Source organism: Amphritea sp. HPY, from assembly GCF_050870985.1.
Taxonomy (GTDB): Bacteria; Pseudomonadota; Gammaproteobacteria; order Pseudomonadales; family Balneatricaceae; genus Amphritea.
On the sequence record NZ_CP194015.1, the window covers coordinates 2,345,608 to 2,360,596 of the forward strand.

General features: G+C 49.7%; 12 protein-coding genes. 4 read left to right on the top strand and 8 right to left on the bottom strand.

All coding sequences use genetic code 11. The features are described 5' to 3' along the window. The first annotated feature begins 207 nt into the window (after positions 1-207). The 3 genes from ACQUQM_RS10590 to ACQUQM_RS10600 all read left to right on the top strand — a co-directional run bounded on the left by ACQUQM_RS10590 (position 208) and on the right by ACQUQM_RS10600 (position 4,129). Positions 208-1,596, top strand: a complete 1,389-nt coding sequence (locus ACQUQM_RS10590; protein ID WP_432474465.1) for an alanine/glycine:cation symporter family protein — start codon at positions 208-210, stop codon at positions 1,594-1,596. Positions 1,597-2,244: 648 nt separating this feature from the next. Then, a complete protein-coding gene (locus tag ACQUQM_RS10595) occupies positions 2,245-3,597 on the top strand; it encodes an alanine/glycine:cation symporter family protein (protein ID WP_432474466.1) in 1,353 nt (450 codons plus the stop codon). 202 nt (positions 3,598-3,799) lie between these two features. Continuing rightward, positions 3,800-4,129 carry a hypothetical protein gene (locus ACQUQM_RS10600; protein WP_432474467.1) on the top strand — a complete coding sequence of 110 codons (330 nt, stop codon included), beginning with the start codon at positions 3,800-3,802 and terminating at the stop codon, positions 4,127-4,129. A 112-nt stretch (positions 4,130-4,241) separates the two neighbouring features. On the opposite strand, the gene ACQUQM_RS10605 is transcribed toward ACQUQM_RS10600, so the two are convergent. Continuing rightward, positions 4,242-5,018, bottom strand: coding sequence for a phytanoyl-CoA dioxygenase family protein (locus ACQUQM_RS10605; protein ID WP_432474468.1), 777 nt, complete (start codon positions 5,016-5,018; stop codon positions 4,242-4,244). A gap of 216 nt (positions 5,019-5,234) precedes the next feature. Continuing rightward, complete coding sequence (locus tag ACQUQM_RS10610; RefSeq protein ID WP_432474469.1) at positions 5,235-6,179, bottom strand: LysR family transcriptional regulator; 945 nt, start codon at positions 6,177-6,179, stop codon at positions 5,235-5,237. A 198-nt stretch (positions 6,180-6,377) separates the two neighbouring features. On the opposite strand from ACQUQM_RS10610, the gene ACQUQM_RS10615 reads away from it, so the two are divergent. After that, entirely contained in the window at positions 6,378-7,697 is a 1,320-nt protein-coding gene (locus tag ACQUQM_RS10615; protein ID WP_432474470.1) for an aminotransferase class III-fold pyridoxal phosphate-dependent enzyme, read from the top strand. Between the two features lie 307 nt (positions 7,698-8,004). Here ACQUQM_RS10615 and ACQUQM_RS10620 read toward each other — a convergent pair whose 3' ends face one another. The 6 genes from ACQUQM_RS10620 to ACQUQM_RS10645 form a co-directional block, all read right to left on the bottom strand. Beyond that, positions 8,005-8,391, bottom strand: coding sequence for a hypothetical protein (locus tag ACQUQM_RS10620; protein WP_432474471.1), 387 nt, complete (start codon positions 8,389-8,391; stop codon positions 8,005-8,007). Positions 8,392-8,488: 97 nt separating this feature from the next. Then, positions 8,489-9,031 carry a hypothetical protein gene (locus tag ACQUQM_RS10625; RefSeq protein ID WP_432474472.1) on the bottom strand — a complete coding sequence of 181 codons (543 nt, stop codon included), beginning with the start codon at positions 9,029-9,031 and terminating at the stop codon, positions 8,489-8,491. Between the two features lie 565 nt (positions 9,032-9,596). Further along, positions 9,597-10,139, bottom strand: coding sequence for a cupin domain-containing protein (locus ACQUQM_RS10630; RefSeq protein ID WP_432474473.1), 543 nt, complete (start codon positions 10,137-10,139; stop codon positions 9,597-9,599). Positions 10,140-10,446: 307 nt separating this feature from the next. Further along, positions 10,447-11,904: an NAD-dependent succinate-semialdehyde dehydrogenase gene (locus ACQUQM_RS10635; protein ID WP_432474474.1), complete on the bottom strand. Its 1,458-nt coding sequence runs from the start codon at positions 11,902-11,904 to the stop codon at positions 10,447-10,449. A 101-nt stretch (positions 11,905-12,005) separates the two neighbouring features. After that, positions 12,006-13,214 carry a CaiB/BaiF CoA transferase family protein gene (locus ACQUQM_RS10640; protein WP_432474475.1) on the bottom strand — a complete coding sequence of 403 codons (1,209 nt, stop codon included), beginning with the start codon at positions 13,212-13,214 and terminating at the stop codon, positions 12,006-12,008. Beyond that, positions 13,214-14,401 (bottom strand): acyl-CoA dehydrogenase, encoded by a 1,188-nt coding sequence (locus ACQUQM_RS10645; RefSeq protein WP_432474476.1) that lies wholly within the window; start codon positions 14,399-14,401, stop codon positions 13,214-13,216. Before ACQUQM_RS10645 ends, ACQUQM_RS10640 begins: the two co-directional genes overlap by 1 nt. Positions 14,402-14,989: the final 588 nt, after the last annotated feature.

A 14,989-nucleotide genomic window follows, 5' to 3' on the forward strand; every position in this document is an offset into this window, starting at 1 on the left:
TCGGAGCTGACCTTGAATATGAGCCTGACTCTGTAGTTAGTTCTGTAGTTAATTCAGTCGTTAGCTCATACCCGTTCCAATGCTGGAGATACCAGTTGCGGATACACATAAAAAAAAGCCTGACACAACCAGGCACTTTTCCCGTTCAGATTCGCCTGGTCACAAGCCAGCTGTGCGGGGTAATAACAACAACGAGGAGTTTATTTTATGGAAGCTATCACGTCATTCATCGGCGCGATTAACAGTATCGTCTGGGGGCCGATGATGCTGGTACTGATTCTGGGGGTCGGCCTGTTTCTGATGTTGGGTCTGAAGCTGATGCCTATTCTTAAACTGGGTACAGGTTTCAAGCTACTGTTTGAAGGTCGCAGCTCCAAGAAGGGCGAAGAGAAGGAAGGTGAGATTTCACCATTCCAGGCTCTGATGACCGCACTATCAGCAACAGTTGGTACCGGTAACATCGCGGGTGTGGCAACGGCCGTATTCCTGGGTGGCCCCGGTGCTCTGTTCTGGATGTGGTGTACTGCCCTGGTGGGTATGGCTACCAAATTCTCTGAAGCCGTTCTGGCTGTTAAGTACCGTGAAGTAGATGAGGAAGGCAACCATGTTGGTGGCCCGATGTACTACATCAAAAACGGTCTTGGCGCTAAATGGGCATGGTTAGGTACGATGTTTGCCATTTTCGGTGCTGTTGCAGCATTCGGTATTGGTAACACAGTTCAGTCCAACTCTGTTGCTGACGTACTGCAAGCTAACTTCGGCGTAAACGTCTGGGTAACCGGCGTTATTCTGATGATTCTGGTCGGCGCTGTGCTGATCGGTGGTATCAAGCGTATCGGTAGTGTTGCCGGTGCACTGGTTCCTCTGATGGCTATTGCTTATCTGACCGCAGGCCTTGTTGTATTGGCAATTAATGCTGAGGCAATCCCGGCTGCACTTGATCTGGTATTCACTCACGCTTTCACAGGTACTGCTGCTGAAGGTGGTTTTGCTGGTGCTGCTGTGTGGATGGCTATCCGTTTCGGTGTTGCTCGTGGTGTATTCTCTAACGAAGCAGGTCTGGGTTCTGCGCCTATCGCTCACGCAGCGGCACAAACTAAAGATCCTGTCCGTCAGGGCCTGGTAGCAATGCTGGGTACGTTCATCGACACTCTCATCATCTGTTCTATTACTGGCCTGGTAATCATTACCTCCGGTGAGTGGACTTCTGGTGTGTCCGGTGCAGCTCTGACTTCGGCGGCGTTCGCCCAGGCTCTGCCTGGCTTAGGTAACTACCTGGTAGCTATCTCTCTGGCGATCTTCGCTTTCACTACCATTATCGGCTGGTCTTTCTACGGCGAACGTTGTGTTGAATTCCTGCTCGGTGTTAAGGCGATTGCGCCATACCGTGTACTGTGGATCATCGCTGTTCCTGTAGGTGCAGGTGTAAGCCTGGACTTCATCTGGCTGGTAGCGGATACCCTGAATGCAATGATGGCTATTCCTAACCTGATTGCACTGGCGCTGCTGAGCCCTGTGGTATTCAAACTGACTAAAGAGTTCTTCGCCCGTAACGGTGCTCCAGCTGATGTAGCAGGCAACGTACAGTCTAAGTAACACCAACCTAAGTAACACGAACTTTAGCTAACGCTTCAGTTTAAAGGTATCCGGACGCTTCGCGGTTCCGTCCGGGTACCTTTCCCTTGCTTCATTTAAGCTACTCAAAGGTAGAATCTCTTATCGCAAGGGTTACTGCCAGACTCAAAGCCTTCACTACAACGGGCCCAACAAACTCTCCCGTTCCCGTATCGCATACATGCCCAGTACGATCGATCGCCCTCTGGTTCACAGAGCCACCCTGAAACAGACATTCGGACCTCCCCATTCGCCTCAGAACCAGCCCCCCTATTTTTGCAGAACCAATTCCCTGCGAGGCAGTTCGGTATGCAAGCAGAGCCTGCTCAGTAATAAAACTGATTGCTTTCCGGCACCCTGGCCTCAGGCGACCTTAACTTGTACAAAACCACAACAAAAAAAACCAACTATTATAAGTGGAGAAGTTATAACCCACTGCAATAAAACCATCGAGTTCTTATCAACCTTAAACATAAGAACCGGGGTAAGTAAGCAGCCTTACCGTGGACCAAACTATCAGGCTACGGTAACAACACAGCCCCGAGGCACGCACCGGGGCGCCCTTACTGATTAGGCTCGGCCAAAACAGGCTTGCCTAGCAGAAAACATATAAATACTGGAGAAGATTCCATGGAAGCTCTCACATCAATTATCGGCGCGATCAACAGCGTCGTCTGGGGGCCGATGATGCTGGTCCTGATTCTCGGTGTCGGCCTGTTCCTGATGGTCGGACTAAAATTGATGCCAATCCTGAAGTTAGGTACCGGTTTCAGCCTGCTATGGAGTGGCCGTTCAGCGGATACTGACGCTCAGACAAAAGGCGAGATCCCCCCTTACCAGGCACTGATGACCGCACTGTCTGCAACAGTCGGTACAGGTAACATCGCCGGCGTTGCAACTGCAGTTTTTCTGGGTGGCCCGGGAGCCCTGTTCTGGATGTGGTGTACAGCCCTTGTGGGCATGGCAACGAAATACGCCGAGGCCGTACTGGCCGTTAAATACCGCGAAGTCGATGAAGACGGCAACCATGTTGGTGGCCCGATGTACTACATCAAGAACGGCCTGGGTTCCAAATGGGCCTGGCTGGGCACCCTGTTTGCAATTTTCGGAGCCCTCGCTGCTTTCGGCATCGGTAACACAGTACAATCCAACTCAGTGGCACAGGTTCTGGAAACCAACTTTAACCTTCCGGTCGCCGTTACCGGCGGCATCATCATGGTTCTGGTGGGTCTGGTACTGATCGGCGGTATCAAACGTATCGGTATGGTTGCCGGCGCTCTGGTCCCTCTTATGGCTATCGCATATCTGGTTGCAGGCCTGGTCGTACTGGGCATCAACTCAGCGGCGATTCCTCAGGCTCTGACAATGGTATTCAGCAATGCCTTTACCGGTACGGCAGCCGAAGGCGGCTTCGCCGGTGCAGCAATCTGGATGGCAATCCGTTTTGGTGTCGCCCGGGGTATCTTCTCTAACGAAGCAGGCCTGGGTTCAGCGCCTATTGCACACGCCGCGGCGCAGACAAATAATCCTGTACGTCAGGGTATGGTTGCTATGCTAGGTACATTTATCGACACCCTCATCATCTGCTCCATCACCGGCCTGGTGATTATCACTTCCGGTGAGTGGACTTCCGGTGTGTCCGGGGCTGCACTGACCTCTGCAGCATTTGCTAACGCGCTGCCTGGCCTGGGTAACTACCTGGTAGCAATCGCGCTGGCGATCTTTGCATTCACTACCATAATCGGCTGGTCTTTCTACGGCGAGCGTTGCGTTGAGTTCCTGTTCGGGGTGAAGTCGATTGTTCCTTACCGGGTCCTCTGGATCATCGCAATTCCCCTGGGTGCGGTAACCAGCCTGGATTTCATCTGGCTGCTGGCCGATACCCTGAATGCTATGATGGCTATTCCCAACCTGATAGCTCTGGGCTTACTTAGCCCGGTTGTTTTCACCCTGACCAAAGAGTACTTTGCGAACAAAGCATAAATATTAACGACACCGGACAAACCTGCATCTGAAATAAAAAGGAGGCTATTACAGCCTCCTTTTTTTGTACACCGCCTTTTCGCAAGCGACTCTTTTGTACTATCGCTTTACCGAATCGCCCCTACTGTCTATAACTAAGTAACCTGCGTACAAATTTATAACGACTCTTTAACAACCCCATTACAACGATCAGGAGGCAACTATGAGTACCGAGATCGGAAAATTAATGGATCAGTTGTGCGATCAGAACACTCCGCACAACCCCAGCTGCGACCTCAGCAGTTCATCCGTACAACAGGTGGAAGCCCCTATCGCGACAGATATGTATAACGATCTGCAAACCCTCGCAACCATCTACAACAAAGACGCCAACTGCATCGGCGGTGAGTTACTCACAATCGCCCTGCGTGAAGCTTTCTCCTGTCTGTCAAAGGAGCAACTGGATCACCTGCGGGATGTCCGACAGCAAAACGAGCGCCAGAATGCTGATAAACATATGGAAGAGCAGCGCTACGATGCCGGTTGCACATAACCAGGGCCACTCAATAGGAAACAACCTGCGCATTTATCAGACATAGTAAAACGCACCTTAAGGTGCGTTTTCTATGTCCAGTCGCTACGCAGTTGCTATCTGAAAAGGCTATTTATTCTGTACTAGTAGTACTGCTATTTTTTAAGTGAATCGTATTATTAAAAGCACAGGGGTTTTCGATAGCGGCAAGACTACCTTTATCAGGCAAACAATCATCATCGACAAACCTGGTTAACTCAGGGTCAGGATCGCAAAACAGAATATCAAATGCAAAACGATGCTTACCGTACAGGCCACGATGGATCATATTGGCAGAAAACACTAATAGATCACCTGCTGCCAACGGCACTGTAATCCCCGATGAAAGATTCTCACTATTCATCCTGCCGTTCTGCTCCAACCGGACTTCAAGCTCCTCCTCTGAATCCCAGCTTTTATGGCTGCCAGGAATTAATTCAATACCGGGCTCGTCCGCTAATGGAATACGACAATGCAGTACCTCCGGCCCGTTAAGCGCTGCTTGCTGCTCCTCGACTGACAAATGGTATTGCGGGTCTCTGTGCCAATAGTTTTTCTGATCTGAATTAACCGGATTAAAGAACAGCTGGGTATTCATGAATGCGGAACCCTCAGGCATCAACGCAGAGACTACATTCATTATTTTATGGCTGCCAATAATGCTGAAAAGTTGCTGCCTTTTAGTTTCATCCAGGTGCTTAGTACCTGTTATATAGGCACTGTTAACCGCTTTTGACGCATAAAACTCAGCGTTACTCTGCTTCCACTTGTCGTGAAAATCCCGCAGCGCACTGGTCAGACCTTCAAGCTCAGCGGGCTCGAAAAAACCTTTCAGAACAAAATAGCCATCTTTATCAAAGTTAATATTCATAGGCCTTCCGGTATCACTCATTGCCGTCAGTATTGCACTTCACACGCTTTTTCTAGCTACTAGCAGTCGAACTTGTTCGACGTTCTAGCAAGCTGCGCAGCAGCGTTCTAGCCACTGCTTTTATGCTTTTTCTAGCCACTAGACAGCCGCGAAGCGCGTTCTAGCAAGTCTCGTAGCGACGTTCTAGCTACTAATTTTAAGTTCTAGCAACTGCATTTATATCAACTCACTACCCAGCCCTTCGATATGCCGGGCCAACAGATCCATAAACAGATCCCGTGGCTTATTCAGTTGCCCGGAGCGGCGACTGATTGCCGCGATCTGCAGCTGATAGAAACGTTGCTCTGGCAGCAGCGCCCGCATCCGGCCACGGTCGACCCATTGCTGAGCAAATTTCTCCGCCATAAAGCCAACATAGACACCAGACAGAATCATCGTCGCCCGGGTCTCATAGTAATAGGCCTCGGCCGCCTTATTCATCTCCGCCAGTTGCGTACTGGCTTCCGGGTTGGTCTGCACGCCTGCATGTACCAGCTTGCAGTCTTTCAGGGTATCGGCGATGACCTGCTCATCCTGCTCTTCAAACAACGGATGCCGGTCACCACAATAGAGCAGTGATTTATCCCGGTACATCAACAGGAAATCCAACCCTTCCAATTCTCTGTGGTGAGGAATAAAACCAACATCGGCATCACCATTGATCACCCGGCGTTCGATCTCACCCAACGGGGCTGTATCGAAACTGATATAGACCTCCGGCGCTCTGGCTGCGAACTCAGCCAATACATGATCCAGGCCGCAACGTTCATCCAGACTGATGGTATCAGAGGTCAGTATCCGCACCTCTCCGGTCATCTGCTGATGCAAGGCATTAACCGTTGAACGGAACTCCGCCAGTCGTGAAAACAGCTGTTTAGTCGCGTTGTAGATGGTCAGCCCCTCTTCCGTAAGAGAGAATCCTGAACGGCCACGGTTACAAAGCTTAAGCTTGAGCCGGGATTCCAGGTTAGACATATGCACGCTGATCGTAGAGCGGCTGATATTCAATTCCACTTCCGCAGCCGAGAAACCACCACACTCAACCACAGTTTTAAATACCTTGAGAAGACGGATCTCATAGTCCCCGACCTTACCCATACTTTGTAACGCAGTACTGACCATTTTCTACCACACCTAATGTTTGATAAACATCAAAGTAAGTTTTTAAAGTTTGTAATTTATATGACTTTAACACTGACGCTACTATGTCTCCAACATAAGGTCAGAATCTTTATCAGTTCGATGCTGCTGTGAAGCTAATATGCAACAAGTCACAGCCCTGGCCAGAAGAATAACCGCTAATTTATACAAGGTTCTCGTATGAGCACAAATAACAATATGGATGCCTTCTGGATGCCGTTTACGGCTAACCGGGATTTCAAAGCTGAGCCACGCATTATCGACCGCGCTGAAGGTATGTATTACTACGCCGACGACGGCCAGCAGATCCTTGATGCTACCGCAGGCCTGTGGTGCGTTAACGCCGGTCACGGTCGTACCCAGATTGCCGATGCCGTACATAAGCAACTGCTGAACCTGGACTACGCTTCACCGTTCAACTTCGGTCACGAAATCGGTTTCGAGTTTGCTAACCGCCTGATTGCACACACTCCTGACCCGTTGAACAAAGTGTTCTTCACCAACTCCGGTTCTGAAGCCGTAGAGACCGCACTGAAGATCGCCCTGTCGTACCAGAAGTCACGCGGCAAAGCCGGCAAGACTAAACTCCTGGGCCGCGAAATGGCTTACCACGGTGTTAACTTCGGCGGCATCTCCGTCGGTGGCCTGACGCCTAACCGTACCGGTTTTGGTCCGCTGCTGCCAGTTGATCACCTGCCGCACACGCTGGATATCGCCAACAACGCATTCAGTCGTGGCCTGCCTGAACAGGGTGCTGACAAAGCAGAAGCACTGGAACAGCTGATCCACTTCCACGGTGCCGATACTATTGCTGCAGTAATCGTTGAGCCAATGAGCGGTGCGGGCGGCGTAATCATGCCACCTGCAGGCTACCTGAAGCGCCTGCGTGAGATCTGTACTCAATACGATATCGTGCTGATCTTTGATGAAGTAATCACCGGCTGGGGCCGTCTGGGCTCACCATTCGCAGCGACTGAGTTCGATGTCGTTCCGGACATGATCACTTCCGCTAAAGGTATCACCAACGGTGTTATCCCTCTGGGCGCAGTATTCGTTAAAGATGAGATTCATGACCAGATCGTGAATAACGTTGCGGTAGGCGGTATCGAGTTCTACCACGGTTACACTTACTCTGCCCACCCGGTAGCTTGTGCTGCAGGTCTGGCAACACTGGATATCTATGAGCAGGAAAACCTGCTGACCCGTGCCGGCGGCGACATCGGTACCCACTTCGAAAACGCCCTGCACGGTCTGAAAGACGCGCCTAAAGTGATCGACGTACGTACCTACGGCCTGGTTGGCGCAGTTCAGTTCGACGCGTCAGTTGCGGCTAACGGCCCGATCGGACTGGACTTCCAGAAAGGTTGTTACAAGCGCGGCGTAATGGTGCGAACTATGGGCAATATCGTAGCCTTCTCACCACCACTGACCATCGAAACACAGCACGTCGATCAGCTGGTTGCAGCGATCCGCGAAACTGCAGAAGAGATGTTCGGTTAAGTTATAGCTTTACCTGCCTGTACAAAGCGCTCCCAGCTGTTTTGTACATCTTTGGACGGACCTTCGGGTCCGTTTTTTTATGGCTAACGGCCATAAAAAAACGAGACCGCCGAACAAGTTCGGCTAGCTAGAACGTCGCTGCGCGACTTGCTAGAACGGAAGGCAAGCCTTCCTCTAGTGGCTAGAAAAAGCAAAAAAAACACCCGATGGGTGTTAGTGTATTAACGTCCAAATGTGAGGCAGCAATGTTACCGCGAAGCGCTGAAATGGAGGCCCTATCCTCGTAGCATCAGCCATAATTTGATTGTTATGTGTTTGCCAGTGGTACAGGTATTTGTCCTTCATTTTCATACATATACATTAATTCTTCGTATGCCTCGTCCGGTAATCCACTTGCTAAAAAAGAATACTTCTCTCTCGCCGTTGTAGGTGTAATATCAATGAGATTTCCATTCGAATCTTTAACAACGGAATGAAATATAAACGAAACAAAACCAAGTTCGGATGTATTGGAAAATAGAAAACCATAGACATGTTTGTATGCACTATCGAGTTCACATAAACGCGCTACATTGTCATGACATCTATGCTCTATAGGTTGCCAGCCATCAACGCTGATAGACTTACGCTCTACATCGCTTGCTGTTTTGACGCGTGAAATGAGTTCGTTAATATAGCTTTCTATGCTGTACATACTTTCCCTTGAGCTAAACGCTCATTGACACATAACGCCCAAAGCAGCGGCGCTCTTTAGCGCGTCCAGCCCAAAGGGCTGATGCTGCCTTTGCTTGTTATAAGGATTTTTTACGCTCATGCTCTTTTTTAGCTTTTCTAAAGTAGCTAATGTAATCAGATTCAGGCTTAGACTTTGTAATTTCTGTTATTAAATTATCTATAGTCGATATACCAGATGCTGACTTTATTAACCGTTTTGTTTCGCCATAGCCTGACTTAAACCTCTCGTAAGCTGATGCCCTAGATTCTTCTGTGTTTTCGGAGAGGAATATGTCACCTGTGTTTACGAATAACATACCTATGTGGACAGTTACTTCTTCACTTAGATAGAAGTCATTATCTTCTGTGAACTGAATTAGTTTTAGTCCGCAGTCAAAGGCTAAATTGTGCTTTTCATCTAAAGGAATTTCCTCATCTTCATATAGAGCGTCAATAACTCCACAAGAAAGAATGAACTCTTCCATTAGCTTTTCATAGATGGAGAGCCTTTTTTCGAAAATAGGGCCGGAAAACTGTTCGATTCGTGACCTTTTCCTGAAATGCTCTGTAATAAGCATTCCGATTAACAATCCAGCCAAGCCGACTAATGCAGTTTCCATGAGAGATTTTCCATATAACATTTTAGTTGTGCGCATGCGCATATGTACGGAGTGGACAACTCTGAAATAGAACAATAGCTATTTGATCAGGAAGGCTTAGCGAGCAAAATCCATCTCCGGTGATTCCATGAATACGCGCATGCGCGTTATTCTTTTTGCGTTGCGCATAAGCTCCGGTGCGCAATATTGTAACTCCCTGATACTAATTGCTTTTCTGCAGAACTGCCAGATGTAAACGCGCATGCTTTCCGTGCAAACGCGCAATAACTGTCGTGATTCAAAACTTAACTGTATATCCGTTCAGGGAACATGATGGCCGCAAGGGAGCGACTTAAGATGAGTTTACGAGCCATGAACTCCAGCTTGTTGGGCTTCGTTTCACTCAGACCAACCTACAATTTTTACGGAGTGAGGTGTTTAAATTGGCAGACAGTTTCTTAAGAAGGCTTTTACGCTTTTTCTAGCCACTAGCAAGCAGCGAAGCTGCGTTCTAGCTAGCCGCGCAGCGGCGGTCTAGCCAGCCAAACTTGTTTGGCGGTCTGCCATCAATCTAAAAGCTGCGCTTTTAGATTGATGGATTAGCGCTAAAAATCCGACAGGCTTCATCACTGACATTGCGGAAACGATGTGGCCGGTTGCTATTGAAGTAATAGCCGTCGCCGGGCTTGAGGTGGAAGATCTGAAAACCGACAGTCAGTTCGATCTCACCGGAGATAACAATGCCGCCCTCTTCTCCGGGATGCTGCAACATCTCCGGTCCGGTATCGGCACCGGGATCATAGCTTTCATGCAGCAGGTCCATCGAGCGGCCTTTGACATTAGCGCCGACCAGTTTGAGGCTGACATTGTTCGCGCCGATATCGGGCATCTCATCAGCCCGGAACACAACGCTCTCCGGCTCCATACTTTCAAAGTCCAGAGTGAAAAAATCACCGATTGAGATAGGTATACCGCTGAGCACTTTTTTAAGCGAGCTCACCGATGGGCTGACACTGTTCTTTTCGATCATAGAGATGGTGCTATTTGTCACACCGACACGCTTGGCCAGCTCCCGTTGTGAGAGCCCTTTCATCTGACGAATCGCCTTTAACCGTTCCCCAATGTCCACTGCAGCTACCTTTTGTTATTTTATTGGTATGAAAAACACTCGAAGAAAAAACCGATCTTAACACCGACCGGACACCATTCTGTCATATTTGGCATATTGTGCAACAGATGTGCTTCAAAACCAGTCTGTAGCCTTTGCCAAGCTATCTAAGCTCCTGTGCTATATCCTTTTTATCGAGTATCTATATCTACCGCCTTCAGGCTCAAAACTTCCAGTAATGCGCATGAAATATAGTATAGAACCAAAAAAGGCCTGTAAAACAGGCCTTTTTTATCTGCCGGCGGAACCGGCTAAGCAGCGTAAAAAATCAGAGACCACCCATCAGGGTGTACTTGATCTCAAGGTAATCATCCATGCCGTACTTAGAACCTTCGCGGCCGGTACCGGATTCCTTAACCCCGCCAAAAGGAGCCAGTTCAGTAGACAAGATACCTTCGTTTACCGCGACCATGCCGTACTCCAGAGCTTCTGATACGCGGAATACACGGGCGTAGTCCTGGGTAAAGAAGTAAGCTGCCAGACCGTATTCAGTATCGTTAGCGATCGCTACAGCTTCCTCTTCTGTTTCGAAACGGAACAGCGGCGCTATCGGGCCAAAGATCTCTTCATTTGCCAGACGCATATCCGGCGTGACATCGGCAACGATAGTCGGCTCAAAGAAGTTACCTCCCAGTTCGTGCGGCTTACCACCACAAACAACACGAGCACCCTTTTCTACCGCGTCATTAACCATAGCGGTTACTTTTTCAACGGCGGCACGGTTGATCATTGGTCCTTGCTCGAAGTCACCTTCCAGGCAGTTACCAACCTTCATCTTGTTCACTTCAGCAGCGTAACGCTCAGCAAATGCATCGTAGATTCCGCTCTGCACCAGTACCCGGTTAGCACAGACACAGGTCTGGCCAGAATTACGGTACTTAGACGCCATCGCAGCTGGAATAGCCTTATCCAGGTCCGCATCATCAAAGATGATCAGCGGCGCATTACCACCCAGTTCCATAGAGGTCTTCTTTACGGTATCAGCACACTGACGCATCAGCTGCTTTCCTACCGGAGTGGAGCCGGTGAAAGAGAGCTTACGTACTATTGAGCTATCGGTAAGCGCCTTGCCAACTTCGATCGGACGCTTAGTGGTTACCACACTGATAACGCCAGCAGGAATACCTGCGCGCTCAGCCAGCACCATCAGCGCCAGCGCAGACAACGGAGTATCTTCCGCCGGTTTGATAATCATCGTGCAGCCAACAGCCAGAGCAGGCGCGCACTTGCGGGTGATCATCGCATTAGGGAAGTTCCACGGCGTAATCGCCGCCGTCACGCCGATCGGCTCTTTGGTTACGATAATTCGCTTGTCTGCAGCGTGAGTCGGGATCACATCACCGTAAGCACGCTTACCCTCTTCGGCATACCATTCAATAAAAGACGCACCATACATCACTTCGCCAGCAGACTCGGCAACCGGCTTACCCTGCTCGGCGGTCATCAATACCGCAAGGTCATCTTTGTTTTCTACAATCAGATTAAACCAGTTACGCAGATAGACAGAGCGCTCTTTAGCCGTTTTCTTCTTCCAGCCCTGGAAGGCAACGTTAGCCGCAGCAATTGCCGCTTCAGTCTCTTCAGCACCGAGGTCTGGTACAGTCGCAATCTGCTCACCGTTAGCCGGGTTCAATACCGGATTGGTTTCGCCGTTCAGCGCATCTATCCACTGACCGTTTACGTAGGCTTGCTGCTTTAGCAGAGAAGGATCTTTCAGGGTAATCATTGGCCACTCCAAAAAAAATTGCTGTCATATGGTATGACAGCAATGTTGAACTGTATTGTTATTAACTGTCACACTGGCCTGCAGAGCGAAGTAAAGCTGGATCAGGAGATCACTTTGTTCTGTTTAAGCTGTGCGATCTGTGCTTCGTCCAGACCCAACCCTGACAATACCTGGTCGGTGTGCTGCCCCAGAGTCGGTGGTGCTGAACTGTATGTAATCGGTGTTTCAGAAAATTTAACCGGACATGCCACCCCGGGCACTTTGCCGGCAACAGGATGATCAAGCTCGACCTGCATCTTCCGATGCACAACCTGCTCATTCTCAAACACCTTATCAATGGTATTGATCGGCCCGCTCGGCACGCCATGCTGTGACAGGGTATCTAACCACCAGTCACTGCTATGCTGCAGCATCAGTTCAGCAACCAACGGTGTCAGGTCAGTGCGGTTTTCAACCCGCAGGGCATTGGTTTCAAAAGCTGGATTTTTTGCCAGCTCAGGAGCACCTGCCAGGTCACAGAATTTAGCGAACTGACCATCATTTCCAACCGCCAGAATGACATGACCGTCTGCCGTCGCAAACGCTTCGTAAGGCACTATATTCGGGTGGGCATTGCCTAAGCGGCCTGGTACTTTACCGCCAATCAGGAAATTCATCGCCTGATTCGCCAGGGTTGCAACCTGCACGTCCAGCAAAGCCATATCGATATGCTGACCGACACCGGTCTCATTACGGTGCAGCAACGCTGCCTGTACGGCATTGCAGGCATACAGGCCAGTCATTACGTCGGCCAGCGCCACACCTACTTTCATCGGCTGGCCATCGGGCTCGCCAGTGACGCTCATCAGGCCACCCATGGCCTGAATCATAAAATCATAGCCAGCACGTTGGCTATAAGGTCCGTCCTGACCAAAACCGGTCACAGAACAGTAAATCAGTTTCGGGTTAACCGCCTTCAGGCTCTCGTAATCGAGGCCATACTTCTTCAGGCCGCCAACCTTATAATTTTCCAGTACTACATCAACCTCTTGCGCAAGGCGTCGGATAAGCGCCTGCCCCTCCGGTTGAGTCATATCGATAGCGATCGATTTTTTACCCCGGTTTGCAGAGTGAAAATACGCAGCATCCGCGGCATTACCATCGCTATCCTTAATAAACGGAGGCCCCCAGCCGCGGGTGTCATCACCCGCGCCTGGACGCTCCACCTTGACCACATCAGCACCAAAATCCGCCAGCATCTGGCCGGCCCAGGGGCCCGCCAGAATACGACTCAGATCCAGTACCCGGATATGAGACAGGGCGCCACTCATCAGAAGAACGCCTGAATGCCAGTCATTGCACGACCCAGAATCAGAGCGTGAATATCGTGAGTACCTTCGTAGGTGTTCACAGCTTCCAGGTTCATCACGTGACGGATAACACCGAACTCGTCGGAGATACCGTTGCCGCCGTGCATATCACGGGCAACACGGGCAATATCCAGAGACTTGCCACAGTTGTTACGCTTCATCAGCGAGATCAGCTCAACCGGACACTTCTTCTCGTCCATCAGACGACCCATCTGCAGACAACCCTGCAGGCCCAGGCCGATCTCGGTTTGCATGTCAGCCAGTTTCTTCTGGACCAGCTGATTAGCGGCCAGTGGGCGCTGGAACTGGATACGATCAAGCGTGTACTGACGGGCAGACGTCCAGCAGTATTCGGCAGCACCCAAGGCACCCCATGCAATACCGTAACGCGCCTTATTCAGACAACCGAAAGGACCAGCCAGCCCCTGAACACCCGGTAACAGGTTCTCTTCAGGTACGAATACGTCTTCCATTACGATCTCACCGGTAATGGATGCACGCAGGGAGAACTTACCTTCAATCTTAGGTGCGCTCAGGCCCTTCATACCCTTTTCCAGGATGAAGCCACGAACCACGCCGTCCAGCTTAGCCCAGACGATGAATACGTCGGATACCGGAGAGTTGGTGATCCACATCTTCGCGCCTTTAACGATGTAACCACCGTCAACCTTAGTCGCGCGGGTCTTCATGTTATTTGGATCAGAGCCAACATCAGGCTCGGTCAGGCCGAAACAACCAATCCACTCACCGGAAGCCAGCTTAGGCAGGAACTTCATACGCTGTTCTTCAGAACCGTAAGCGTAGATAGGATGCATAACCAGAGAAGACTGCACACTCATTGCTGAGCGGTAACCACTGTCAACACGCTCAACTTCGCGGGCAACCAGGCCGTAGCAAACATGGTTTACTTCAGAACCGCCATACTGCTCTGGCAGAGTTGAACCAAGGAAGCCAAGCTCTCCCAGCTCCTGCATGATCTCAGTGTGGAAAACTTCATTGCGGTTAGCTTCCAGTACACGTGGCAGCAGCTGACCCTGGCAATATTCGTACGCCGCATCGCGGACCATACGCTCTTCTTCGGTCAGTTGGGACTCAAGTGAAAACGGATCTTCCCAGTTAAATGAAGGCTTCGTTGAAGATTGACTCATTTGGCACACGCCTCTTGTTTTCGTTATGCACTGCGACCGCGGATACATGGCGGCCACCGGAAATATCAGAATCGAACATTCCCAGCATAATGTTCATTATTTTTTACAAAATCAAGCGTCCAACAAACTAGATGAAAACCTGATTTTCTTCGCATCTCAATACTAACCGAACTGATCGTTGCGGGTATATGCCCCGCTAGGGGGGTGCCATATTGCGCTATACCATGATTGCAAACATGGCATACTAAAACGCTTTAACCGAAGAAAAACAAAAACCATAACCGCTTGATTTACAAACAATAAAATACAAGCCGACAGAAATAAAAATAGAAAAACAAGCACCAAACCATTACAGATCAATGTCACAACAGAGACGTTTCAAGTCGTTAATCAGACAAAGACATAAAAAAACTGTTCAAAAACTGATCACCAGCCTGACGCTAAGACTGAACATTATGCTTCGTACTCAATAACAAACACCTAGACTAAAGCGTGAGAAAATAGCGATGGAACCGTAGTTCGTTGTGTACGGGTCCGAAAAAATAACAGATTAAGATTTTTAACAGACAACAAAAAACGCGCCTACAG

Coding starts and splice junctions, on each gene's coding strand:
- ACQUQM_RS10590 (WP_432474465.1), top strand. CDS start 208: ATGGAAGCTATCACGTCATTCATCGGCGCGATTAACAGTATCGTCTGG.
- ACQUQM_RS10595 (WP_432474466.1), top strand. CDS start 2,245: ATGGAAGCTCTCACATCAATTATCGGCGCGATCAACAGCGTCGTCTGG.
- ACQUQM_RS10600 (WP_432474467.1), top strand. CDS start 3,800: ATGAGTACCGAGATCGGAAAATTAATGGATCAGTTGTGCGATCAGAAC.
- ACQUQM_RS10605 (WP_432474468.1), bottom strand. CDS start 5,018: ATGAATATTAACTTTGATAAAGATGGCTATTTTGTTCTGAAAGGTTTT.
- ACQUQM_RS10610 (WP_432474469.1), bottom strand. CDS start 6,179: ATGGTCAGTACTGCGTTACAAAGTATGGGTAAGGTCGGGGACTATGAG.
- ACQUQM_RS10615 (WP_432474470.1), top strand. CDS start 6,378: ATGAGCACAAATAACAATATGGATGCCTTCTGGATGCCGTTTACGGCT.
- ACQUQM_RS10620 (WP_432474471.1), bottom strand. CDS start 8,391: ATGTACAGCATAGAAAGCTATATTAACGAACTCATTTCACGCGTCAAA.
- ACQUQM_RS10625 (WP_432474472.1), bottom strand. CDS start 9,031: ATGGAAACTGCATTAGTCGGCTTGGCTGGATTGTTAATCGGAATGCTT.
- ACQUQM_RS10635 (WP_432474474.1), bottom strand. CDS start 11,904: ATGATTACCCTGAAAGATCCTTCTCTGCTAAAGCAGCAAGCCTACGTA.
- ACQUQM_RS10640 (WP_432474475.1), bottom strand. CDS start 13,214: ATGAGTGGCGCCCTGTCTCATATCCGGGTACTGGATCTGAGTCGTATT.
- ACQUQM_RS10645 (WP_432474476.1), bottom strand. CDS start 14,401: ATGAGTCAATCTTCAACGAAGCCTTCATTTAACTGGGAAGATCCGTTT.